The sequence below is a fragment of the Roseateles sp. GW821-FHT03B02 genome (genome assembly GCF_059421025.1).
In genome coordinates this window covers 252,923-276,515 of sequence record NZ_JBWKUV010000002.1, presented here as the reverse complement: position 1 = coordinate 276,515, position 23,593 = coordinate 252,923, and the positions used below count along the sequence as shown (strand labels likewise).

Annotated in this window: 20 protein-coding genes; 4 read left to right on the top strand and 16 right to left on the bottom strand. The window is 66.5% G+C overall.

Annotated features, from left to right (window positions below; genetic code table 11):
• Window positions 1–5: 5 nt before the first annotated feature.
• Together AC07VX_RS07560 and kbl are read right to left on the bottom strand one after the other, a co-directional pair.
• A complete protein-coding gene (locus tag AC07VX_RS07560) occupies window positions 6–950 on the bottom strand; it encodes an NAD-dependent epimerase/dehydratase family protein (RefSeq protein WP_493164135.1) in 945 nt (314 codons plus the stop codon).
• Window positions 947–2,143: a glycine C-acetyltransferase gene (gene kbl, locus AC07VX_RS07555; protein ID WP_493164134.1), complete on the bottom strand. Its 1,197-nt coding sequence runs from the start codon at window positions 2,141–2,143 to the stop codon at window positions 947–949. The genes AC07VX_RS07560 and kbl overlap by 4 nt, the downstream gene beginning before the upstream one ends.
• Window positions 2,144–2,242: 99 nt before the next feature.
• On the opposite strand from kbl, the gene AC07VX_RS07550 reads away from it, so the two are divergent.
• Complete coding sequence (locus AC07VX_RS07550) at window positions 2,243–2,803, top strand: helix-turn-helix domain-containing protein (protein ID WP_493183877.1); 561 nt, start codon at window positions 2,243–2,245, stop codon at window positions 2,801–2,803.
• A gap of 28 nt (window positions 2,804–2,831) precedes the next feature.
• A complete protein-coding gene (locus tag AC07VX_RS07545) occupies window positions 2,832–3,797 on the top strand; it encodes a Bug family tripartite tricarboxylate transporter substrate binding protein (RefSeq protein ID WP_493164132.1) in 966 nt (321 codons plus the stop codon).
• Here the strand turns inward: AC07VX_RS07545 and AC07VX_RS07540 are convergent.
• Window positions 3,769–5,049 (bottom strand): YihY family inner membrane protein, encoded by a 1,281-nt coding sequence (locus AC07VX_RS07540; RefSeq protein ID WP_493164131.1) that lies wholly within the window; start codon window positions 5,047–5,049, stop codon window positions 3,769–3,771. The genes AC07VX_RS07545 and AC07VX_RS07540 overlap by 29 nt on opposite strands.
• 21 nt (window positions 5,050–5,070) lie before the next feature.
• On the opposite strand from AC07VX_RS07540, the gene AC07VX_RS07535 reads away from it, so the two are divergent.
• Both AC07VX_RS07535 and AC07VX_RS07530 read left to right on the top strand, forming a co-directional pair.
• Window positions 5,071–5,451, top strand: coding sequence for a DUF2069 domain-containing protein (locus tag AC07VX_RS07535; protein WP_493164130.1), 381 nt, complete (start codon window positions 5,071–5,073; stop codon window positions 5,449–5,451).
• Window positions 5,448–6,851, top strand: a complete 1,404-nt coding sequence (locus AC07VX_RS07530) for an FAD-binding oxidoreductase (RefSeq protein ID WP_493164129.1) — start codon at window positions 5,448–5,450, stop codon at window positions 6,849–6,851. Before AC07VX_RS07535 ends, AC07VX_RS07530 begins: the two co-directional genes overlap by 4 nt.
• Here AC07VX_RS07530 and AC07VX_RS07525 read toward each other — a convergent pair.
• The 13 genes from AC07VX_RS07525 to nuoF form a co-directional block, all read right to left on the bottom strand.
• Window positions 6,829–10,062: an efflux RND transporter permease subunit gene (locus AC07VX_RS07525; protein ID WP_493164128.1), complete on the bottom strand. Its 3,234-nt coding sequence runs from the start codon at window positions 10,060–10,062 to the stop codon at window positions 6,829–6,831. The genes AC07VX_RS07530 and AC07VX_RS07525 overlap by 23 nt on opposite strands.
• Window positions 10,063–10,076: 14 nt before the next feature.
• Window positions 10,077–11,240, bottom strand: coding sequence for an efflux RND transporter periplasmic adaptor subunit (locus tag AC07VX_RS07520; protein WP_493164127.1), 1,164 nt, complete (start codon window positions 11,238–11,240; stop codon window positions 10,077–10,079).
• Window positions 11,241–11,374: 134 nt separating this feature from the next.
• Window positions 11,375–11,953 carry an NUDIX domain-containing protein gene (locus tag AC07VX_RS07515; protein WP_493164126.1) on the bottom strand — a complete coding sequence of 193 codons (579 nt, stop codon included), beginning with the start codon at window positions 11,951–11,953 and terminating at the stop codon, window positions 11,375–11,377.
• A complete protein-coding gene (locus AC07VX_RS07510) occupies window positions 11,940–12,242 on the bottom strand; it encodes a DUF2818 family protein (protein WP_493164125.1) in 303 nt (100 codons plus the stop codon). Before AC07VX_RS07510 ends, AC07VX_RS07515 begins: the two co-directional genes overlap by 14 nt.
• Window positions 12,243–12,250: 8 nt before the next feature.
• Window positions 12,251–13,732, bottom strand: a complete 1,482-nt coding sequence (gene nuoN, locus AC07VX_RS07505) for an NADH-quinone oxidoreductase subunit NuoN (RefSeq protein ID WP_493164124.1) — start codon at window positions 13,730–13,732, stop codon at window positions 12,251–12,253.
• A gap of 20 nt (window positions 13,733–13,752) precedes the next feature.
• Window positions 13,753–15,228, bottom strand: coding sequence for an NADH-quinone oxidoreductase subunit M (locus tag AC07VX_RS07500; RefSeq protein ID WP_493164123.1), 1,476 nt, complete (start codon window positions 15,226–15,228; stop codon window positions 13,753–13,755).
• 20 nt (window positions 15,229–15,248) lie between these two features.
• Window positions 15,249–17,294: an NADH-quinone oxidoreductase subunit L gene (gene nuoL / locus AC07VX_RS07495; RefSeq protein ID WP_493164122.1), complete on the bottom strand. Its 2,046-nt coding sequence runs from the start codon at window positions 17,292–17,294 to the stop codon at window positions 15,249–15,251.
• 7 nt (window positions 17,295–17,301) lie between these two features.
• Entirely contained in the window at window positions 17,302–17,622 is a 321-nt protein-coding gene (gene nuoK, locus AC07VX_RS07490; RefSeq protein ID WP_088481271.1) for an NADH-quinone oxidoreductase subunit NuoK, read from the bottom strand.
• Window positions 17,619–18,254: an NADH-quinone oxidoreductase subunit J gene (locus tag AC07VX_RS07485; protein WP_493164121.1), complete on the bottom strand. Its 636-nt coding sequence runs from the start codon at window positions 18,252–18,254 to the stop codon at window positions 17,619–17,621. Before AC07VX_RS07485 ends, nuoK begins: the two co-directional genes overlap by 4 nt.
• 52 nt (window positions 18,255–18,306) lie before the next feature.
• On the bottom strand, window positions 18,307–18,795 hold the full coding sequence (gene nuoI / locus AC07VX_RS07480; RefSeq protein WP_119046407.1) for an NADH-quinone oxidoreductase subunit NuoI: 489 nt from the start codon (window positions 18,793–18,795) through the stop codon (window positions 18,307–18,309).
• 10 nt (window positions 18,796–18,805) lie between these two features.
• Window positions 18,806–19,903 carry an NADH-quinone oxidoreductase subunit NuoH gene (nuoH, locus tag AC07VX_RS07475; RefSeq protein ID WP_493164120.1) on the bottom strand — a complete coding sequence of 366 codons (1,098 nt, stop codon included), beginning with the start codon at window positions 19,901–19,903 and terminating at the stop codon, window positions 18,806–18,808.
• A gap of 14 nt (window positions 19,904–19,917) precedes the next feature.
• Window positions 19,918–22,224, bottom strand: a complete 2,307-nt coding sequence (gene nuoG / locus AC07VX_RS07470) for an NADH-quinone oxidoreductase subunit NuoG (protein WP_493164119.1) — start codon at window positions 22,222–22,224, stop codon at window positions 19,918–19,920.
• Window positions 22,225–22,244: 20 nt separating this feature from the next.
• Complete coding sequence (nuoF, locus tag AC07VX_RS07465) at window positions 22,245–23,585, bottom strand: NADH-quinone oxidoreductase subunit NuoF (protein ID WP_493164118.1); 1,341 nt, start codon at window positions 23,583–23,585, stop codon at window positions 22,245–22,247.
• Between the last annotated feature and the right edge of the window lie 8 nt (window positions 23,586–23,593).

Sequence of the window (23,593 nt, the reverse complement as noted above, 5' to 3'; positions counted from 1 at the left end):
GACTTTCAGGCCGGCTTCAGCTCGCGGGTCAGATTCGACAGCATATCGTCGACCATGGCGTCCAGGTCGTACTGCAGCCGCCAACCCCAGTCGGCCTGGGCGTGGCTGTCGTCGATGCGTTGCGGCCAACTGGCGGCGATGGCCTGGCGGAAGTCGGGCACGCAGTCCATCGTGAAGCCGGGCAGGCGGCGGCGAATGGAAGCGGCAATGCACTGCGGCGTGAAGCTGACGCCGGCGAGGTTGTAGCTACCACGCTGCTTGACTACCTTGGCCGGCGCGTTCATCAGCTCGATGGTGGCGCGCAGCGCATCGGGCATGTACATCATCGGCAGGGCCTGGTCTTCCTGCAGGAAACAGGTGTAGCGGCCCTCCTTGATGGCGGCATGGAAGATCTCCACGGCGTAGTCCGTCGTGCCGCCCCCCGGCGGCGTCTTCCAGCTGATGAGGCCGGGGTAGCGCAGGCTGCGCACGTCCACGCCGTGCTTGGCGTGGTACCAGTCGCACCAGCGCTCGCCGGCGAGCTTGGAGATGCCGTAGACCGTCGTCGGGTCCATCACGGTCGTCTGCGGCGTGTCGACGGCCGGCGTGTTGGGGCCGAAGGCGGCAATCGAGCTGGGCCAGAAGATCTTGTCCAGCTTCTCGTGCCGGGCCAGCTCCAGCACGTTCAGCAGGCCCTTCATGTTCAGGTCCCAGGCCCACATCGGGTGCTTCTCGCCGTTGGCCGACAGCGCCGCGGCGAGGTGGTAGACCTGCGTGATCTTGTGGCGCTTGACGACCGTAGCCAGTGCGCCGGCATCGGTCACATCCAGGGCCTCGTGCTGAAGCGCGGGCACCCGGCCCTTGGGGGCGAGGTCGCTGGTGATGACGGCGTCGTTGCCATGCAGCCTGGCCAGCTCCGTCGCCAGCTCGGTGCCGATCTGGCCATTGGCGCCAATGATGAGGATCTTCATTTGACGATCCCCAGCTCGCGGCCGGCCTGGGCGAAGGCGGCGACGGCCTTCTCCAGATGGTCGCGCTCGTGCACGGCCGAGATCTGCACGCGGATGCGCGCCTGGCCCTTGGGCACGACAGGGAAGAAGAAGCCGACGGCGTAGATGCCCAGCTCCAGGATTCGCGCGCTGAGCTTCTGCGCCATCACCGCGTCGTAGACCATGATGGGCACGATGGGATGGGTACCGGGCTTGATCTCGAAGCCGGCGGCCTGGATGGCCGCGCGGAAATACGCAGTGTTGGCTTCGAGCTTGTCGCGCAGGGCCGTCGAGCCTTCCAGCAGGTCCAGCACGGCGAGCGACGCGCCGGCAATGGCCGGGGCCAGGGTGTTGCTGAACAGGTAGGGGCGCGAGCGCTGGCGCAGCAGTTCGACAACCTCCTTGCGCGCGGCTGTGAAGCCGCCCGACGCGCCGCCCAGGGCCTTGCCGAAAGTGCCGGTGATGATGTCGATCTTGCCGAACACGCCGCGGTACTCGGCGGTGCCGCGGCCGGTCTTGCCCATGAAGCCGCTGGCATGGCATTCGTCGATGCCCAGCAGCGCGTCGTAGCGGTCGCACAGAGCACGGATCTTGTCGAGCTGGGCGATGGTGCCGTCCATGCTGAACACGCCGTCGGTGAACACCAGAGTGAAGCGGGCCCCCTTGTCCTTGGCTTCCTTGAGGCAACGCTCGAGGTCGTCGAGGTTGTTGTGCTCGTAGCGCCAGCGCTGGGCCTTGCACAGGCGGATGCCGTCGATGATGGACGCGTGGTTGAGCGCGTCGCTGACGATGGCGTCCTGCTCGCCCAGCAGCGGCTCGAACAGGCCGCCGTTGGCATCGAAGGCCGCGGCGTAGAGGATGGCGTCCTCACAGCCGACGAAGCGGGCGATGCGCTGCTCCAGCTCCTTGTGCAGGTCCTGCGTGCCGCAGATGAAGCGCACCGACGACAGGCCGAAGCCATGCGTGCGCAGCGCCTCGTGGGCGGCCTCGATGACCTTGGGGTGCGACGACAGGCCCAGGTAGTTGTTGGCGCAAAGGTTGATGACCTCGCGGCCATCGGCCGTCTTGACGACGGCGCCCTGGGGGCTCGTGATGATGCGCTCGGACTTGAACAGGCCGGCGGCACGGATGCCGTCGAGTTCAGCTTGCAGATGTTGGTAGAAGGCTTGGCTCATGGCGCCGCTCCTGGTGCACAATTCGGTAAATTGAACCTGTTCGATATATCGAACTTTCGTGCAGTATCTGAAAAACGTCTATCCACGTCAAGCATGAGCATGGACACCGAACCGCCCCGCGTGGGCGCTGCCCTGCAGGCCCTGCGCAGCAGCCGGGGTCTGTCGCTGGATGATCTCTCCAAGCGCGCCGGCGTGAGCAAGTCGATGTTGTCGCAGATCGAGCGCAACCAGGCCAATCCCACTGTGGCCGTGGTCTGGCGGCTGGCGAATGCACTGGGTGTGGAGATGGGCGAGTTGCTGGGCGGCGAACGTGCCGCGACGCCGGCCATCGAGACGGTGCCCGCCCACGCCACGCCGGGGCTGACCAGCCCTGACGGACTGTGCAAGCTGCGCATCCTGGGGCCCATCGAGCTGGCCGGGCAGTTCGAGTGGTACGAGCTCAGCGTGCAGCCCGGCGGCGTACTGGATTCGCAAGCCCACGAGCCCGGCTCCCGCGAGCACCTGAGCGTGCTGACGGGCAGCCTGGAGGTCACCGCTCAAGGGCTGACGAGCAAGCTCAAGGCCGGCGAGACGGCGCGGTACGCGGTGGACGGGCCGCATGCCATCCGCAATGGCACGAAGTCGGCAGCGACGGCGCTGCTGGTGGTTCTTCATCCGTAGACTGCAGCCTCCGCTCAAGGAGGCATGCATGCAGATCAACCGTCGCGCGACCCTGGCCACGCTGGCCGCCCTGCCACTGTTCCCCCACGCCGCGCAGGCCCAGGACAAGCCCATCCGCCTGCTCGTCGGCTTCCCTGCCGGTGGCGGCACGGACGCGATTGCGCGGCTGCTGGGCGAGGCGCTTCAGGCCTCCCTCGGCACGACGGTCCTCGTCGAGAACAAGCCCGGCGCCGGCGGTCAGATCGCGGCCCAGGCGCTGAAGACGGCGACACCCGACGGGACGACCTTTTTCGTCAGCCACGACCACACCATCTCCATCCTGCCGCTGGTGCTGAAGAACCCCGGCTTCGACCCGGCCCGAGACTTCGTGCCGGTGGCGGGCTTCGCGACCTTTGCCAACGCCCTGGCTTTGTCCGGAGGTACACCCGCGGGCAGCCTGCCGGAGTACATGACCTGGATGAAGAAGCAGGGCGGCCAGGGCAATGTCGGCGTGCCGGCGCCGGCCTCGGTGCCGGAGTTCCTCGTCAAGCTGCTGGGCGAGAAGAATGGCCTGAACCTGCTGGCCGTGCCCTACCGCGGCAGCGCGCCCATGATGGCCGACATGCTGGGCAACCAGATCAGCGCGGGCGTGGGCTCGGTGCCTGACCTCATCGCCAATCACCAGCAGAAGAAGCTGAAGATCGTCGCCGTCATGGGCCAGCAGCGCCAGGCCGTGCTGCCCGAGGTGCCGACCTTCGCGGAACTGGGCATCGCGGGCTTCGAGGAACTGCCCTACTACGGCGTCTTCGCGCCGGCCGGCACGCCGCCCGCCGTCGTCGAGCGCTTCTCGAACGCGCTGGCCGGTGTCATCGGCCAGCCCGGCGTGAAGGCGCGGTTGGCGGAGCTGGGCCTGTCGGTGGGCATGATGAGCTCGGCCCAGCTGGCCGCGCGCGAGCGGGCCTACTCGGCCGTCTGGGCCCGCCTCATCAAGGCCGGGGGCTTCCAGCCTCAGTGAGAAGCAGCCGGTCCAGCGTCAGCTGGGCCCAGTCGCCCTGCACCCACAGATTGGCCAGCAAGCCCTGGCGCTGGGCCAGGAAGGCGGCGAGCAGCGGCTCGGCCTGTGCACGCTCGGGCGCGCACAGCAACACCAGGCGCTGGGCGCCATCCTCTTCCAGCAGGCCGATCCAGTCCATGGCCTGCAGCTTGTCGATGACCGGCGCCAGCTGCAGCGGATCGACGCGCAGCACGCGGGCCAGGGCCAGATGCGGCAGGCCGCGCTGCCCGGCCTCGCGCACCCGCCAGAGCTCGCGCAGCACCTCCAGCGCCAGCGCCATGGGCTGGCCGGGCACGTCCGGCCGCAGATGTAGCCGGCCCGTCAGTGCAGGCGTGTTGGCCGCCAGGATGGCGCCCAGCAGCACGATGACCCAGCCCAGGTAGACCCAGATCAGAAAGACCGGAACGGTCGCGAAGGCACCGTACAGCGTCGAATAGGTCGGTACCTGCTTGACGTACCAGGCCAGCAGCGACTTCGCCAGGCTGAAGCCGATGGAGACGAAGGTACCGCCCAGCAGCGCATGGCGCCAGCGCACATGGGTGTTGGGCACGTAGTGAAAGAGGCCCGAGATCGCCAGGCCCAGCAGTACGACGTCGGCGCTGCCCAGGGCCGTGGACATGCTGGCCGGCATGGCCGTCAGATAGCCCTGGCCGACGCTGATCGCGTAGCTCGTCAACGTCAGGCTGCCACCCAGCAGCAGCGGCCCCAGTGTCAGCGCGGCCCAGTAGACGAGCACGCGCTGGGCCATGGGCCGCGGACGCTGCACGCGCCAGATGGCGTTGAGCGTGCGATCGATGGTCAGCATCAGCGCCAGCGCCGTGATGCCGAGGAAGACCAGGCCCACCACGCCCAGCTTGTTGGCCTTGGCCGCGAACTGCGTCAGCGCGCCCAGCACCGGCTTGGCGATGTTGGCCGGGATGAGGCTCTTCAGGAAGTACTGCTCCAGCGAGGCCTGAAAGCTGGAGAACATCGGGAAGGCCGTGAAGATGGCCAGCATCACCGTCAGCAGCGGCACCAGCGAGATCAGCGTCGTGAAGGTCAGGCTGCCGGCGGTGAGGCCCAGCTTCTCCTCGCGGAAGCGCTGGCGGAAGGTGTGCAGCGTCTGCAGCCAGGGCCAGGCCAGCAGCTCGGTGACGAAGTCGCTCGCAAAGGCGATGGGGTTGCGGGCGAGCGGCGCGTCGGGGTTGTCGGGCGTGGGCGGCGTTAGGGACATGGCTTCTATGATGCCGCAGCTATGCCCACCGCCCCCGAAAGAACCGAACCGCGCGCCAACGAGCGCCTGTCACGCAACCTGGCGCTGGCCAGTGTCGTCGCGCTGATCCTGCTGTGCCTCGCGTGGGAGCTGTGGCTGGCGCCGACCGGGCGCGGCACGCTGGCGCTGAAGGTGCTGCCGCTGCTGCCGGCGCCGCTCGGGCTGTGGCGCTACCGGATGTACACCTACCGCTGGGTGGCGCTGGCCATCTGGCTCTATGTGCTGGAGGGCCTGGTGCGTTCGACCAGCGAGGGTGGCCTCGGGCAATGGCTGGCGTTGGGAGAAGTCATGTTGAGCTTGGTCGCCTTCACGGCCTGCACGGCGCAGATCCGGCTGCGGCTGGCGGCGGCTAAGGCGGCATGAACGTCTTCCTCGACGCCCTGCACGAACGGCTCGGTGACGCCGGGCTGCTGATCGGCGGCGGCCTCGCAGCCTACGAGAACGACTGGCGCAAGCGCTATCCGGGCAAGGCGCTTGCGGTCGCACGGCCGGCGTCGACCGACGAAGTGGCGGCGGTGCTGCGCCTCTGTCATGAACACCGCGTGGCCGTCGTGCCCCAGGGCGGCAACACCGGCCTCGTCGGCGGCTCCACGCCCGATGACAGCGGCGGCCAGCTGGTGCTGAGCCTGTCGCGCATGAAGCGCATCCGCGCCATCGACGTGGCCAATGCCAGTCTGACTGCCGAAGCCGGCTGCGTGCTGGCCGAGGTGCAGGCAGCCGCGGCCGGTGCGGGCCTGCTGTTCCCGCTAAGTCTCGCGGCCGAGGGCTCCTGCACGCTGGGCGGCAACCTGGCAACGAATGCCGGCGGCACCCAGGTGCTGCGCTACGGCAATGCGCGCGAGCTGTGCCTGGGGCTGGAGGTCGTGACTGCCAGCGGCGAGGTCTGGCAGGGCCTCTGCGGCCTGCGCAAGGACAACACCGGCTACGACCTGCGCGACCTCTTCATCGGCAGCGAGGGCACGCTGGGGGTCATCACCGCGGCGACGATGAAGCTCTATCCGCAGCCCAAGGACAGGCTGACCGCCCTCGCCGCCTGCGCCTCAATGGAGGACGCCGTCTCCTTGCTCGGCCTGGCGCGCGAGCGAGCCGGCGATGCACTGACGGGTTTCGAGGTCATGAACCAGGCCTCGCTGGCCCTCGTCGCGCGCGAACTGCCTCAACTCGCCCAGCCCCTGCCCGGCGCACCGTGGACGGTGCTGCTGGAACTCTCGGATGCCGAGAGCGCCGAGCATGCGCACGGTGTCTTCGAGGGCCTGCTGGAGGCCGCCGTCGAGCGCGGCTGCGTGCTGGACGCAGCCATTGCGCAGAACATCCAGCAGGCCAAGGCCTTCTGGCATCTGCGCGAATCCATCCCGCTGGCGCAGGCCCAGGCGGGGCTGAACATCAAGCACGACATCTCGCTGCCGGTGTCGGCTATTCCCGCCTTTGTCGCGCAGACGGACGCCCTGCTTTCAAGCTACTTGCCCGGCGTCGAGGTCATCGACTTCGGGCATCTTGGCGACGGCAATCTGCACTACAACGTGCAGGCGCCGGCCGGCGTGGCGCCGGCTGAGTTCCTGGCCGCGCACGAGACGGCGATCAACGAGAAGGTCTACGACGCCGTGCAACGCCTCGGCGGCTCGATCTCGGCCGAGCACGGCATCGGCCGGCTCAAGCGCGAGGAACTCGCTGAGCGCAAGGACCCCACGGCGCTTGCGCTGATGCGGGCGATCAAGCGGGCGCTGGACCCGCTCGACCTGCTCAACCCCGGGCGGGTGCTTTGAAGGCGAAACCCAGCGTCAGCCACTGAAGCAGCGTGGCCGGACGACGCACCACGCGCATCAGCATCCGGAACACGAAACGAACCATCACCAGCGCCAGCACGGCCTCGATCAGCGTCAGCACGAAGGCGCCGACCATCGTGAAGCGCGGTGTGCGGCGATGGAACTTGGCCAGCGCGTGGTCGCGCGCGATCTCGATGCTGTCGTAGAAGGTCGGCACGATCAGCAGCGTCAGCAGCGTCGACGTGATGGTGCCTCCGATGATGGCCACGGCCATCGGGCGGTAGAACTCGCCGCCCTCGCCCACTCCGATGGCCACCGGCATCATGCCGGCGATCAACGCCAGGGTCGTCATCAGGATGGGACGGAAGCGCTTGCGGCCAGCATGCATCAGCGCCTCCTCGCGGTCCACGCCGGCCGCCTCCTCCTGGCGCGTCGCGTCCAGCAGCAGAATGGCGTTCTTGGCCACCAGGCCCATCAGCATGATGACGCCGATCAGGCTCATCAGATTCAGCGTGCCCCCGGTGATGATGAGGGCCAGCACGACGCCGATCAGCGACAGCGGCAGCGACATCATCACGCCCAGCGGCGCGGTGAAGCTGTTGAACTGGATGACCAGCACGAAGTACATCAGCGCGATGCCGGACAGCAGCGCGGTGATCATGGCGGTGAACACCACCTGCTGGTCGCGCGCCGCGCCGGCCAGCTCGATGCCGAAGCCGGGCGGGAACTCGATCTTCTCGGCCAGCTTCTTGGCCTCGGACGTGATCTCGCCGGGCGAGCGGCCCTGGGCGTTGGCGCTGACCGTGATGGTGCGCTTGCCGTCGCCGTGCTGGATCTGGCCCGGGCCCTTGCCCATGGTGACGGTGGCGATCTGGTCCAGCGGCACCATGCGGTTGGTGCCCGCCACGGCGATGGGCAGGCGCTCGATGTTGGCGGCGTCCACGCGGTCGCTGGGGTGCAGGCGGATGGACACGTCGCGCGTCTCGCCGGTCGGGTCGACCCAGTCGCCGGCCTCGACGCCGGCAAAGGCCACGCGCAGCGCCTGGGCGGCATCGTTCACCGAGATGCCCATCTGGTTGGCCAGGCCCCGGTCCAGCTCGATCTGCAGTTCGTTCTGCGGGTCCTGCTCGGAGTAGCCGATGTCGACCGCGCCCTTGATGCCCGCCATGGTCTTCTGGAAGTCCTGCGTGATCTGCTGCAGCTTGCGCGTGTCGGTGCCGTAGAAGCGGATCTGAACGGGCTTTTGCGCGCCGTTGTTCAGGTCGTCGAGCACAACGTACTCGGCGCCGACGAGGCGGGACACCTTCTCGCGCAGTTCCTTGGCGATCTGGGCGGCGGACCGCTGGCGCTCGGTGCTCTTGCCGATGTCCACATAGATGCGGCCGCCGCTGGCGTTCGGGTAGGCCGTGGTGGCCTTGGTTTCCTTCATCGTCGAGGCCAGGGCCGCGGCGGCGTCGAGCTTGAGCTTGGAGTAGTCCAGGCTGCTGGACGCCGGACTGCGCACCTCGATGGCCAGGAAGCCGGCGTCGGCCTGCGGCAGGAAGCTGGAGCCCCCCACCGTGGCCTGCAGCGTGATGGCGCCGACGAAGCTCAGCACCGCGAAGGCGGCCATCCAGCGGCGATGGTGCAGCGCCCAGGCGATCACGTGGCCATAGCCGTTGGCGACGCCGTCGAACCAGTGGTTGAAGCGTTCCAGCAGCTTGGAAAAGCCCTTCTTGGGTTGCTCGTGGTAGCCCGGAGGATCACCCCAGTAGGCCGACAGCATCGGGTCCAACGTGAAGCTGATGATGAGGGACACGATGACCGAGGCCACGACCGTCAGCGCAAAGGGCTTGAACCACTGGCCGGGGCCATTGCCCATGAAGGCCACGGGCACGAAGACCGCCACGATGGCGAAGGTGGTCGCGGCGACGGCCAGGCCGATCTCGGCCGTGCCCTCGCGCGCCGCCGTCACGCGGTCGCTGCCGCGCTCCATGTGGCGCACGATGTTCTCTCGCACGACGATGGCGTCGTCGATGAGCACGCCGATCGCCAGGCTCAAACCCAGCAGGCTCATGAAATTCAGCGAGAAGCCCATCAGCCAGACGGCAATGAAGGCGGCCAGCACCGAGGTCGGCAGCGACAGCGCTGTGATCAGCGTCGAGCGCCAGCTGTTCAGGAAGGCGTAGACAACGAAGATGGTCAGCGCCGCGCCGAAGACCAGCGCATCGGTGACGTTGTGTAGGCTGTTCTCGGCGTCCTTGCCGCCGTCCTGCGTGATCTCCAGCGTCGTACCCTTGGGCAGTTCCTTCTCGATCTCCTTGACGAGCTTGCGCGAGTCGTTGGCGACGCTGACGGTGGACGCGTCGCGCGAGCGCGTGATGGAGATGCCGACGTTGGGCCGGCCGTTGCGCAGGCTGTAGCCGGTCATCTCGGCAAAGCCGTCCTGCACCTCGGCCACCTGGCCCAGGCGGATGACCTGGCCGGCGTTGCGCTTGATGATCATCTGCTCGAATTCGCTCGGCGACTCCAGCCGACCGAGCAGCCGGATGCTCTGGTCTTCCAGCGTGCCCCGCACCTTGCCGACCGGGGCCGTCGTATTCTGCGCGCGCACGGCGTTCAGCACCTCGGTGACGGACACACCGAACTCGCGCAGCTTCTCGGCTCGCAGCAGGATGGACAGCTCGCGCTTGAGCGCGCCGTTGACGCTGACGGTGGACACGCCGGCAATGCCGCGGAAGCGCTCGGCCAGCTTGTCTTCGGCCAGGCGGCTGAGCTGGGCATGGGTCAGCGTCGTGCTGGACAGCGACAGCTGCAGGATGGGCTGGGCGCCCGGATCTGCCCTCGTGATGATGGGCTCACGCATTTCGATGGGCAGCTTGTAGCGAACCGTGGCGATGGCATTGCGCACCTCATCGGCGGCCTCGATCATGTTCTTCGAAAAGTCGAAGACCAGCACGATGGTGGCGCCGCCCTCGCGCGACGTGGAGTTGGAGCGGTCCACGCCCGAGATGCTCTGCAGCGCCTTCTCGATGCGGTTGACGACCTCGCGCTCGGCCGTCTCGGGCGAGGCGCCGGGGTAGGTGATGTTGACGACGAGCACCGGTGGCTCGACCTCGGGAAACTGGTTGACCTTGAGCTTGGACAGCGCCAACAGGCCCACCAGCATCAGCCCGATGACCATGACGACGGTCGCGACGGGCCGGCTGATGCTGAAGTTGGACAGGAACATCGGGGACCTCCTGCTTATTTGCTGGCGGTGGGCGTGGGTGCCGCCGCGGCGACGGCAGACGCAGCGCCAGCCCCGGCTGCCACCCGCTGCACGGATGCGCCGTCGGTGAGGTTGCCGGTGGGGGCGCGCAGCACCTGGTCACCCAGGGCCAGTCCGGAGACGACGACGACCTCGCCGCGACGGTCGTCGCGCTCGCCCAGCGTCACGGCCACCTTCTTCAGCTGGTTGCCGGTGACCTTCCAGACGAAGGCGGCGTCGCCCTGACGCTGCACCGAGCCCTCGGCCAGCACCAGCGCCTTGCGATCAGTGCTTTCGACGCGGCCTTCGGCGTAGAGGCCGGCCACTTGCGGCGCCTTGGCGCGGTCGTTGAACTCGGCGATGACCTCGACCTGGCGCGTCGTCGCGTTGGCGGAGGCATCGACGCGCGCCAGCTTGCCGCGGAACTCGGCATCGCCGAAGCCGTTGATGCGAAAGGCCACCGGCTGGCCGAGCTTGAGCTCACCCAGGCGGTCGGCTGAGATCTGGCCCTCGAAGCGCATCGAAGCCGGGTCGATGACCTTGACCAGTTCGCGGCCGATCTGGACGGTGTCGCCGACGGAGGTCTTGCGCTCGCTGACCACGCCGTCGAACGGTGCCCTCACCTCGGTGCGCGAGACCTGCTGGCGGGCGGTCACGGCGCGCGCCTTGGCAGCAGCCAGCTCGCTCTGGGCGGCGTTGCGGCGCACCTCGGCGTCTTCAAGACCCTGCATGGAAATCATGCCCTGCTGGTTCAACGTGCGCTGGCGGGCCAGCACGCGCTCGGTCTGCTCAAAGCTCTGCTGGGCGGCGCGCAGCGCCTCCTCGGCGGAGGTCAGGCTGTCGCGGATGGCGGTGGGGTCCAAGCGGATGATGAGGTCGCCCGTGCGCACGCGCTCGCCATTGTCCTTGGCCACCTGCAGCACGACGGCCGCCACCTCGGCGCGCAGGTCGGCACGGCGCGCCGGCTGGATGGCGCCGGTGATGACGGGCGCGCCGATCAGGCCGCTCTGGCCGACCTCACGCAGGTCCTCGGGCGCCAGCAGCAGGGGAGCGGCCGTCTTTGCAGCGGCCTTGGCCTCGTCGGGCTTGCCGCCCTTGTTGCAGCCGGTGAGGATCAGGGCCAGCGTCAGGGCGGCGAGGAGGGGCGTTGCACGCGTCATGGCGAGGTTTTCTCTGGAGGACAGGGACGGGCGGATCAAACGGCCAAGCTTAACGGCGTGGCAATGCTTTGCCAGAGGTCATGCACGGGATGAAACACGGATGAAACCCGCCCCACCGGGGGCGCCCGCCGGGCTCAGGCGGGCTGCCAGTCCAGCGGCCAGCCGCCCTGCTGCCAGCGCTGCAGCCACAGCAGGCCGATGAGGGTCTTGGCGTCGGTGAGTTCGCCGCAGGCGGCGAGCTGGTCAAGCTCGGCGGCGCTGTGCGTGACGAGTTCGAGGAACTCGCCCGCGTCCAGCTTCTGCACGCCTTTCGAGAGGCCGCGAGCGAAGTAGATGTGGATGCCTTCGTCCGAATAGGCGATGGCGTTGTGCAGCACGCCGGCATAGGCCCACTCGGCGGCGCGGTAGCCGGTCTCCTCGGTCAGCTCGCGCTGGCCGCAGACGAGCGGGTCCTCGCCGGCGTCGAGCTTGCCGGCCGGGAACTCCAGCATCACCCGGCCCATGGGGTAACGGTACTGGCGCTCCATTAGCAGGCGGCCGTCGTCCAGCAGCGGAACGACCATGACGGCGCCGGGATGGCGGATGAATTCGCGGCTGGCGGTGCTGCCGTCGGGCAGCGTCACGCGGTCGCGGCGGACGTCCAGGAAATGGCCGCGGTAGACCTGGCTGGACTCGAGCTGGCGCTCGACGAGATGCTCGTCAGTCTCTGCCACGACGCAGATACCGCCAGACGAAGCCGGGGAAGCCCAGCGTGATGAAGAGGCAGGCTGCGGCGGCGTAGAACTCCCAGCCCTGCGGATGGCGCTGGCCGATGCGCGCCTCCAGCAGCGAGCCCAGGCCGAAGGTCAGCGCCGCCATCAGCACCAGCTCCAGCAGCCGCCACCACGCCGGCTTGGGCGAACGGCGCGGGCCGACGAGCAGGAGGCGCTCGTTGAAATAAGGCAGGTTGGCCGCCACCACGGCCGCGACGAGGACCAGCCAGACCGCTGCAGACTGGTCCATCGGCCGGATCAGGTCGCGAGGGCCTTGACGATGGCCTGGGCGCACAGGGCCATCAGGCCACCGGGCAACAGGCCGAACACCAGCATGGCGGCACCGTTGAGCGACATGACGAAGCGCACGTCGGCAGGCGCGGCGATGGGCGCGGTGTCGGTCGGCTCGTCGAAGAACATGACCTTGACGACACGCAGGTAGTAGAACGCGCCGATCAGCGACACGACGACCGCGAAGATGGCCAGGTAGAGGTAGGCATCCACATGCGTGGACACCAGCGCCTGCAGCACGGCCAGCTTGGCGTAGAAGCCGACGGTCGGCGGCACGCCGGCCAGCGAGAACATGAACAGCGTCATGACGAGCGCGAACCAGGGGCTGCGCTTGGCCAGGCCGGCCAGGTCCTTGATCTCTTCCGCTTCATGGCCCTGGCGCGACAGCAGGATGACCATGCCGAAAGTGCCTAGCGTCGTCAGCACGTAGGTGACGGCGTAGAACATGGCCGAGCTGTAGGCGTTGGCGGCCGACAGCGTGTTGTTGTTGACCACGCCCGCCGTCATGGCCAGCAGCATGAAGCCCATGTTGGCGATGGTGGAGTAGGCCAGCATGCGCTTGAGGTTGGTCTGTGCGATGGCGGCGAGGTTACCGACCAGCAGCGACATGACGGACAGCACGACCAGCATCTGCTGCCAGTCCACCGCCAGGCCGATCATGCCTTCCACCAACAGGCGGATGGTAATGGCGAAGGCGGCCAACTTGGGCGCGCCGCCGATCAGCAGCGTGACGGCGGTCGGTGCGCCCTGGTAGACGTCCGGCACCCACATGTGGAAGGGCGCGGCACCCAGCTTGAAGGCCAGGCCGGCCACGACGAAGACGACGCCGAACACGAGCACGGCGCGGTTGGGCGCGCCCTTGGAGATGACGTCGAAGACTTCGGGGATGCTCAGCGAGCCGGTGGCGCCGTACATCATCGACAGGCCGTACAGCAGGAAGCCGCTGGCCAGGGCGCCGAGGACGAAGTACTTCATCGCGGCTTCCGTCGACACGGCGTGGTCACGGCGCAGGGCCACCAGCGCGTAGAGCGACAGGCTCATCAGTTCCAGGCCGAGGTAGATGACCAGGAAGTTGTTGGCCGACAGCATGACGCTGATGCCCAGCAGCGAGAACAGGCTGAGAATGAATAGCTCGCCCTTGAGCATGTCGCGCGAGGCAGCATAGGGGCGTGCGTAGACCAGCGTGATCAGCGTGGCGACGCAGGCGAAGCCGGCGAGCAGATGCCCCATGGGATCGGCGACGACCATGCCCTGCATGGCGTAGGTGGTCAGGCCGGCATCGAAATAGCTGAAGTGCAGACCGGCCACTACGGCCAGCGTCAGCTGGGTCAGCCAGTAGGTCGGGCGGCGCTGTTCGTCGGTGACCCAGAGGTCCACCAGGGCGACGACGCAGCCCATCGCCAGCAGCAGGATTTCGGGATAGATCGCGAGCCAGTTCATGTCGTTCATTGTTTTGCCTCGGCTCCGGATCAGCCCGGGATCTTGCTGACCGCCACATGCTGCAGCAGCTCGGTGACCGAGTTGTGCATCACGTCGGTGAAGGGCTTGGGATAGAGGCCCATGTACAGCGTTGCCACGGCCAGCAGGGCCAGCATGATGAATTCGCGCTTGTTGATATCGGTCAGCGCACGGACATCGTCGTTGGCGATGTCGCCGAAGTAGACCCGCTTGATCATCCACAGCGTGTAGGCCGCACCGAACACCAGAGCCGTCGCGGCGATGCCGCCCAGCCAGAAGTTGGCCTTCACGGTGCCGAGGATGACCATCCACTCGCCGACGAAGCCGGCCGTGGCGGGCAGGCCGCAGTTGGCCATGCCGAAGAAGACGGCGAAGGCTGCGAACTTGGGCATGGTGTTGACGACACCGCCGTAGGACGCGATCTCACGCGAGTGCACGCGGTCGTAGAGCACGCCGATGCACAGGAACATGGCGCCCGACACGAAGCCGTGCGAGATCATCTGCACGATGGCGCCGGACACGCCCAGCTCGTTGAAGATGAAGAAGCCCAGCGTCACGAAACCCATGTGGGCGATGGACGAGTAGGCCACCAGCTTCTTCATGTCCTTCTGCACCAGCGCGACGAGGCCGATGTAGACGACGGCGATCAGCGACATCGCGATGATGAGCCAGGACCATTCACGGGCGGCGTCGGGCGCGATGGGCAGCGAGAAGCGCAGGAAGCCGTAGCAGCCCAGCTTCAGCATGATGGCGGCCAGCACGACGGAGCCACCGGTGGGCGCCTCGACGTGGGCGTCGGGCAGCCAGGTGTGCACCGGCCACATCGGCACCTTGACCGAGAACGCAGCCAGGAAGGCGAAGAACAACCAGGTCTGCGCGCCCCCCGCCAGCGGCAGCTTGTGCCAGGTCTGGATGTCGAAGCTGCCGGCCGACTGGTAGTACAGGTAGAGCAGCGCGACCAGCATCAGCAGCGAGCCTGCCAGCGTGTAGAGGAAGAACTTGAAGGCCGCGTAGACACGGTTCGGGCCACCCCAGACGCCGATGATGATGTACATCGGGATCAGTGTCGCCTCGAAGAACACGTAGAACAGCATGCCGTCCAGCGCGCTGAACACACCCACCATCAGGCCCGACAGGATCAGGAAGGCGCCCATGTACTGGTTCACGCGCGTCTCGATCACTTCCCAAGCCGAAATCACGACGATGACAGTGATGAAGGCCGTCAGCGGCACGAACCACATCGAGATGCCGTCCACGCCCAGGTGGTAGTGGATGTTGAAACGCTCGATCCAGGCCTGGTTTTCGACGAACTGCATCGCAGCGGTCGTCGTGTCAAAGCCGGTGATCAGCGGAATCGTGACGAGGAAGCTCGCCACCGCCGCTGCCAGCGCCATCCAGCGCGTGGCGTTCGCCTGTTCGTCGCGGCCGAGCGCCAGCAGCAAGGCGCCGCAGACGATGGGCAGAAAAATCGCAAGACTCAGCAACATTCTTGTTCTCCGCCTCTCGCTCAGAACCCGAACAGGGCGTTGAACTGGGGCTTGATATAGGGCCAGAGCTGCCAGGTCATCAGCCCCGTGACGCCAAGGATCATCACGAGGGCGTACCAGTACAGGTAACCCGTCTGCAGGCGGCGCACCAGGCCGGCGATGCCGCCCACGACCTTGGCCGAGCCGTTGATGATGAGGCCGTCGATGAGGCCGGCATCACCGCCCTTCCAGAGGCCGACGCCGATGGCACGAGCCAGCCGAGCCAGCACGTTCTCGTTGAACCAGTCCATGAAGTACTTGTTCTCGAGGATGACGATGACGGGGCGCAGCACCTTGGCCAGCGTCGCCGGGATGCTCGGCGCGACCATGTAGAAAACATAGGCCGTGACGACACCGGACAGGGCGAGCCAGAACGGCAGCGCCGTCAGGCCGTGCAGGGCCATTGCAGCGGCACCATGGAATTCTTCGGCCAGTTCCTCCATCGCCGGATGGGCGTGCAGGTTGACGAGGATCGCGTCCTTGAAGAAGTCGCCGAACAGCATCGGCTGGATGGTCATGAAGCCGATGACGACCGACGGGATGGCCAGCAGCACCAGCGGCACGGTGACGACCCAGGGCGACTCGTGCGGCGTATGCGCGTGGCCATGATCGCCATGGTCATCGTCGTGGTGGTCGTGCTCGCCCGGGAAGGGCTTGTGGTGGAAGTGCTCCTTGCCATGGAAGACCAGGAAGTACATCCGGAAGGAGTAGAAGGCGGTCACGAACACGCCGACGATGACGGCGAAGTACGCGAACTGTGCGCCTGGCAGATGGCTGGCGTGCACGGCCTCGATGATCGAGTCCTTCGAGTAGAAGCCCGAGAACAGCGGCGTGCCGATCAGGGCCAGCGAACCCAGCAGCGACGTGATCCAGGTGATGGGCATGTACTTGCGCAGACCGCCCATGTTGCGGATGTCCTGGTCATGGTGCATGCCCATGATGACGGAGCCAGCGCCGAGGAACAGCAAGGCCTTGAAGAACGCGTGCGTCATCAGGTGGAAGACCGCGACCGAGTAGGCCGAGGCCCCAAGGGCGACGGTCATGTAGCCCAACTGCGACAGCGTGGAGTACGCGACGACACGCTTGATGTCGTTCTGGATGATGCCGAGGAAGCCCATGAACAGGGCCGTGATGGCCCCGATGACCAGCACGAAGTTCAGCGCCGTGTCGCTCAGCTCGAACAGCGGCGACATGCGCGCCACCATGAAGATGCCGGCCGTCACCATCGTCGCGGCGTGGATCAGCGCGGAGATGGGCGTCGGGCCTTCCATGGAGTCAGGCAGCCAGACGTGCAGCGGGAACTGCGCCGACTTGCCCATGGCGCCGATGAACAGGCAGATGCAGGCGACGGTCAGCAGCGCCCAGTCCGTGCCCGGGAACAGCATCTGCGCCAGCAGGTCCTTCTTGGCGAAGGTCTCGGCGTAGCTCAGCGAGCCTCCATAGGCCACCAGCAGGCCGATGCCGAGGATGAAGCCGAAGTCGCCGACCCGGTTGACCAGGAAGGCCTTCATGTTGGCGAAGATGGCCGTCGGCTTCTTGTACCAGAAGCCGATCAGCAGATAGGACACCAGGCCCACCGCTTCCCAACCGAAGAACAGCTGCAGCATGTTGTTGCTCATGACGAGCATCAGCATGCTGAACGTGAACAGCGAGATGTAGGAGAAGAAGCGCTGGTAGCCGTCGTCCTCTTCCATGTAGCCGATGGTGTAGATGTGCACCATCAGCGACACGAAGGTCACCACCACCATCATCATGGCCGTCAGGCCATCGATGAGGAAGCCGACTTCCATCTTCAGGTCGCCGAGCGTCATCCACTCGTAGACCGTCTCGTTGAAGCGGGCACCGTCGACGGCGACGCTGTACAGCGTCATCGCCGAGATGATGAAGGCCACGAGCACACCGAGGATGGTGGCCATGTGCGAGCCACGGCGGCCGATGGTCTTGCCGAAGAAGCCGGCCAGGATGGCGCCCGCCAGCGGCGCCAGCGGCACCGTCAGCAGCAGGTTCTGGGAGAGTTGTGCAGACATCTTTTTCTCAACCCTTCAGCGCGTCGAGTTCCTCGACGTTGATGCTGGCCCGGTTGCGGAACAGCACGACCAGGATGGCCAGGCCGATGGCCGACTCGGCCGCCGCAACGGTCAGGATGAAGAACACGAAGACCTGGCCACCCATGTCGCCCAGGTAGTGCGAGAAGGCGACAAAGTTCAGGTTGACCGCCAGAAGCATCAGCTCGATGGCCATCAACAGCACGATCAGGTTCTTGCGGTTCAGGAAGATGCCGATCACCGACAGCGCGAACAGCATCGCGCCCAGCGTCAGGAAGTGGCCCAGGGTCAGTCCAGCGGCGCCGATCATGCCTGGCCTCCTTCGGTGGGTGCGGCGGGGGCGGCAGCCACGGTGGGCGCCATCTTCACGATCTTCAGGCGGTCGGCCTTGGTGACCTTGACCTGCTCGGACGGGTCCATGGCGCGCGAGTCCTTGCGGCGGCGCAGCGTGAGCGCGATGGCGGCGACGATGGCCACCAGCAGGAGCACGGCGGCGATCTGCAGCGGGTAGAGGTAGCTCGTGTAGATCTCGATGCCCAGCAGCTTGGTGTTGCCTTGGCTGATCTGGGCGGCGGTAGCCACCGGCGCGTCGGACAGCTGGAAGCCGCCCATCAGCACGATGCCCATCTCGAAGGCGATCAGCGCACCGATGACGGCCGCGACGGGCAGGTGTTTCCAGAAACCCTCACGCATGCTGTCCGTGTTCAGGTCCAGCATCATGACGACGAACAGGAACAGCACCATGACGGCGCCGATGTAGACGAGCACCAGCGCAATGGCCAGGAACTCGGCCTTCAGCAGCATCCAGATGCAGGACGCCGTGAAGAAGGAAAGGATCAGGAAGAGCGCCGCGTGCACGGTGCTGCGCGCCGTGATGACACGGAACGAACTCACCAGCAGGATGCCGGAGAAGACGTAGAAGAGGATGGTCGTGATGTCCATACGTATCCAGGCCAGCTGAGCTGGACCGCTGCGGCCGGTGGCCAGTCAGCGATCAGCGGTACTTGGCGTCCGCCTCCTTTTGCGCAGCAATTTGCGGCTCGTACTTGTCGCCAACGGCCAGCAGCATGTCTTTGGTGAAGTACAGGTCACCGCGCTTCTCGCCGTGGTATTCGAAGATGCTCGTCTCGACGATGGAGTCCACCGGGCAGCTCTCTTCACAGAAGCCACAGAAGATGCACTTGGTCAGGTCGATGTCGTAGCGAGTCGTGCGGCGACTGCCGTCGGCGCGCACGTCGCTCTCGATGGTGATGGCCATCGCGGGGCAGACGGCCTCGCAGAGCTTGCAGGCGATGCAGCGCTCTTCACCGTTCTCGTAGCGGCGCAGCGCGTGCAGGCCGCGGAAGCGCGGGCTCAGCGGCGTCTTCTCTTCCGGGAACTGGATCGTGATGTTGCGCGACAGGAAGTGCCGGCCGGTGAGCTTCATCCCCTTGAGCAGTTCCCAGAGGAAGAAGGTCTTCGCGAAATTCGTGATTGCAGTCATGGGCGCCGCCTCACTTCCAGATGTTGAACGGCGTCTGCATCCAGGCACCGACAACGACCAGCCAGATCAGCGTGATGGGAATGAAGATCTTCCAGCCCAGACGCATGATCTGGTCGTAGCGGAAGCGCGGGAACGTGGCGCGCACCCACAGGAACATCGTGACGACGAAGAAGGTCTTGCCGAACAGCCAGGCCCAGTTCCAGAACGCCATCGTGTGCTGGATGAAGTCCGGCGTCTGCATGCCGAACAGGCTCCAGGAGATCGGTGCGCTCCAGCCGCCCAGGAACATGACGACGGCCAGGGCCGACACCAGGATCATGTTGGCGTACTCGGCCAGGAAGAACATCGCGAACGACATGCCCGAGTACTCGATCATGTGGCCGGCGACGATTTCCGATTCGCCTTCGACGACGTCGAACGGGTGGCGGTTGGTTTCAGCCAGGCCCGAGATGAAGTAGACGATGAAGATGGGGAACAGCGGCAGCCAGTTCCAGGAGAGGATGTTCAGGCCCATGCTGGCAAAGTAGCCCTTCTCCTGCACCTGCACGACGGTGGTCATGTTCAGGCTGCCCGTTACCATCAGCACGACGACGAGGGCGAAGCCCATGGCGATCTCGTAGGAGACCATTTGGGCCGAGGCGCGCAGCGCCCCCAGGAAGGCGTACTTCGAGTTGGACGCCCAGCCGGCGATGATGACGCCGTAGACCTCCAGCGAGGTGATGGCCATCAGGAACAGCAGGCCGGCGTTGACGTTGGCCACGGCAGCATCCGGACCGAAGGGCACGACGGCCCAGGCGGCCAGGGCCGGCATGATGGTCATGACGGGACCGAGGAAGAACAGGCCCTTGCTGGCGGCGGCGGGCTTGATGATCTCCTTGAAGATCAGCTTGACCGCATCGGCGATGGGGGTCAGCAGGCCGTAGGGGCCGACGCGGTTCGGACCCGGACGGATTTGCGACCAGCCGATGGCCTTGCGTTCCCACAGCGTGAGGTAGGCGACGCAGATCATCAGCGGCGCGACGACCGCGATGATCTTCAGCAGGCTCCAGACCAGGGGCCACAGGCCACCCAGCAACGAGGCACCTTGTTGGTAGAGGGTGTCGATCATTCTTGTCTGCTCCCTCAGACCTTGCTGATGCTAAGCGTGCCGAAGGCGGCGCCCAGAGCGGCGGTTTGTGCGAGACCGGACGGCACGCGGGCCACGCCCGCAGGCAGGCCGGCTTCAAGGCGCGCCGGCAACTGGGCGGCGCCGCCGTCCTGCACGACGCGAACCTGGTCACCCTCGGCCAGGCCGAGCTGCGTCCACAGGCTGCTAGGCAGACCGACCGTAGCGGCTTCGCGGCCGTCAGTGGTCAGTTGCAGCGACGTGGAATTGCGCACCAGTGCGTCGGTCGCGTAGATGGGCAGGTTGGCGAAGCGCTCGACGCCCTCGCCCTTCGCAGCGACTTGCGCGGCGGCCGAGGCGGTGTTGGACAGACGGGCGGTGAAGTCGCCCCCCAGAGCCTGTTCACGCACCTGCTCGGAGCTGTCCTGGTCAAAGCCTGGCAGGCCCAGCAGATTGCCCAGCACGCGCAGCACCTTCCAGGCCGGACGTGTTTCGGCCAGCGGACGCACCACGCCGACGAAGCTCTGCAGTCGGCCCTCGGCGTTGACGAAGCTACCCGAGGTTTCGGTGAACGGTGCGATGGGCAGCAGCACATCGGCGTATTCGAGGCCGCTCTTGAACGGGCTCAGCACGACGACCATCTCGGCGGCGTCCAGCGCCTTGGCGGCGGCGGCGGCGTTGGCGGAGTCCAGCACCGGGTCGGTATTCAGCAGCACCACGGCCTTCAGCGAAGTGCCGTTGAGCATCTGGCCAGCGTTCAGGCCATCGACTTGCGGCTGGGCCTTCACCAGCTGGGCGCCAACCGTGTTGGCGGCGGCAGTCAGGTAGCCGACGCTGGCGCCGGTCTGCTGGCCGATCCACTGCGCCAACGCCAGCAGGCTGGTGGCCTGCGGGTGTTCAGCCGCTGCGTTGCCCAGCAGGATGGCCTTGCGCTGGCCCGACTGCAGGTTGGCGGCGACGGCCTTGGCTTCGTCGGTGGCCGTGCCGGCCAGCGGTGCCCCGCTGCCGATGGCGGCAGCGACGTCGGCCAGGGCTTGCACCCAGCTCGACGGGGCGACGGAGGTCGAGCCGGCGAGCGGCATCAGCCAGTCATCGTTGCTGACTCCGACACGATGCACGGCGGCACCGCGGCGCGCGGCGTGGCGCAGGCGGGCGGCGAACAGCGGGTGGTCCTTGCGCAGGTTGGAGCCTACGACGAGGGCGCGGTCCAGCTCGGACAGGCTGGCGATGCTGGTGCCCAGCCAACGAGCTTGACCAGCGGCTGCGACGTTGCCGAAGTCGCTGTGGCGCAGGCGATGGTCAATGTTGTCGCTGCCCAGGCCGCGCACGATCTGCGTGAGCAGGTGCAGCTCTTCGACCGTGCTGTGGGCCGAGCCCAGCGCGCCGATGGATTTGGCGCCGTGGTCGCCCTTGATGGTCTTCAGGCCGTTGGCGATGTATTCCAGCGCCACCGTCCAGTCGACCTGCTTCCAGGCGCCGCCCTGCTTGATCATGGGCGCCGTCAGACGCGCATCGCTGTTCAGCGCCTCATAGCTGAAGCGATCGCGGTCGGCGATCCAGCACTCGTTCACGTCCTCGTTCTCCAAAGGAACGACGCGCAGAACCTGGTGGTTCTTGACCTGGACGATCAGGTTGGCACCGGTTGAATCGTGGGGGCTGACGCTCTTGCGGCGCGACAGCTCCCAGGTCCGGGCGCTGTAGCGGAAGGGCTTGCTGGTCAGCGCGCCGACCGGGCAGATGTCGATCATGTTGCCCGACAGCTCCGAGTCCACCGTGCGGCCAACGAAGGTCTGGATCTCGCTGTGCTCGCCACGGTGAGCCATGCCCAGTTCCATCTGGCCGGCGATTTCCTGGCCGAAGCGCACGCAGCGGGTGCAGTGGATGCAGCGGCTCATCTCCTCCATGGAGATCAGCGGGCCGACGTTCTTGTGGAAGACGACGCGCTTCTCTTCGGAGTAGCGGCTTTTTCCCGCGCCGTAGCCCACGGCCAGGTCCTGCAGCTGGCACTCGCCGCCCTGGTCGCAAATGGGGCAGTCCAGCGGGTGGTTGATCAGCAGGAATTCCATGACGCCCTGCTGGGCCTTGATCGCCTTGTCACTCTTGGTGCGGACGATCATGCCCTGCGTGACCGGGGTCGCACAGGCGGGCATGGGCTTGGGCGCCTTTTCCACGTCCACCAGGCACATGCGGCAGTTGGCCGCGATGCTCAGCTTCTTGTGATAGCAGAAGTGCGGGATGTAGGTGCCGGCCTTCTCGGCGGCATGCATGACCATGCTGCCTTCCTGGACCGAGACCTTCTGACCGTCGAGTTCGATTTCAACCATGATGGGTGTTCCCTAGGCGCTCAGGTCGGAGCCACCAGGGGCTTCTTGTGTTCAATCAGGTGCACGAACTCGTGCTTGAAGTGCTTGATCATGGCGCGCACGGGCATCGCCGCGGCGTCGCCCAACGCGCAGATCGTGCGGCCCTGGATGTTGTCGGCCACCGAGTTCAGCAGGTCGATATCCTCTGCCCTGCCCTCGCCGTGGTAGATGCGCTCCAGCACGCGGTGCATCCAGCCCGTGCCTTCGCGGCAGGGCGTGCACTGGCCGCAGGACTCGTGGGCGTAGAAGTAGGACAGACGCAGCAGGCTCTGCACCGCGCAGCGCGAGTCGTCCATGACGATGACGGCGCCCGAGCCCAGCATCGAGCCGGCCTTGGCGATGGAGTCATAGTCCATCGTGCACTGCATCATCACTTCGGCCGGCAGCACCGGGGCGGACGAACCGCCGGGGATGACGGCCTTGAGCTTGCGGCCCTTGCGCACGCCACCGGCCATCTCGAGCAGCACCGAGAACGGCGTGCCCAGCGGAATCTCGAAGTTGCCGGGCTTCTCGACGTCGCCCGACACCGAGAACAGCTTGGTGCCGCCGTTGTTGGGCTTGCCGATCTCGAGGTAGGCCTGGCCGCCGTTGCGGATGATCCAGGGCACCGCCGCGAAGGTCTCGGTGTTGTTGATGGTGGTGGGCTTGCCGTACAGGCCGAAACTGGCCGGGAACGGCGGCTTGAAGCGCGGCTGGCCCTTCTTGCCTTCCAGCGATTCCAGCAGGGCCGTTTCCTCGCCGCAGATGTAGGCGCCGAAGCCGTGGTGGGCATGCAGCTGGAAGCTGTAGCTGCTGCCCATGATGTTGTCGCCGAGATAGCCCGCGGCACGGGCTTCTTCCAGCGCCGCCTCGAAGCGCTCGTAGACCTCGAAGATCTCGCCGTGGATGTAGTTGTAGCCAACCGTGATGCCCATCGCGTAGGCGGCGATGGCCATGCCCTCGATGACCTGATGCGGGTTGAACATCAGCAGGTCGCGGTCCTTGCAGGTGCCCGGCTCGCCTTCGTCCGAGTTGCAGACGAGGTACTTCTGGCCCGGGAACTGGCGGGGCATGAAGCTCCACTTCAGGCCCGTGGGGAAGCCGGCACCGCCGCGTCCCCGCAGCGCCGAGGTCTTGACTTCGGCGATGACCTGGTCAGGCGTCAGGCCTTCGCCGCCGTCCTTGCCCAGGATCTTGCGCAAGGCCGCATAGCCGCCACGGGCTTCGTAGTCCTTGATCGACCAGTTCTTGCCGTTCAGGTCCGCATAGATCTGCGGGCTGATGTGGCGGCCGTGGAAGCAGGTCTCTGCGCCGGTGCTTTGGAATTTGGTGAGGTCCAGCATCGTCTTCC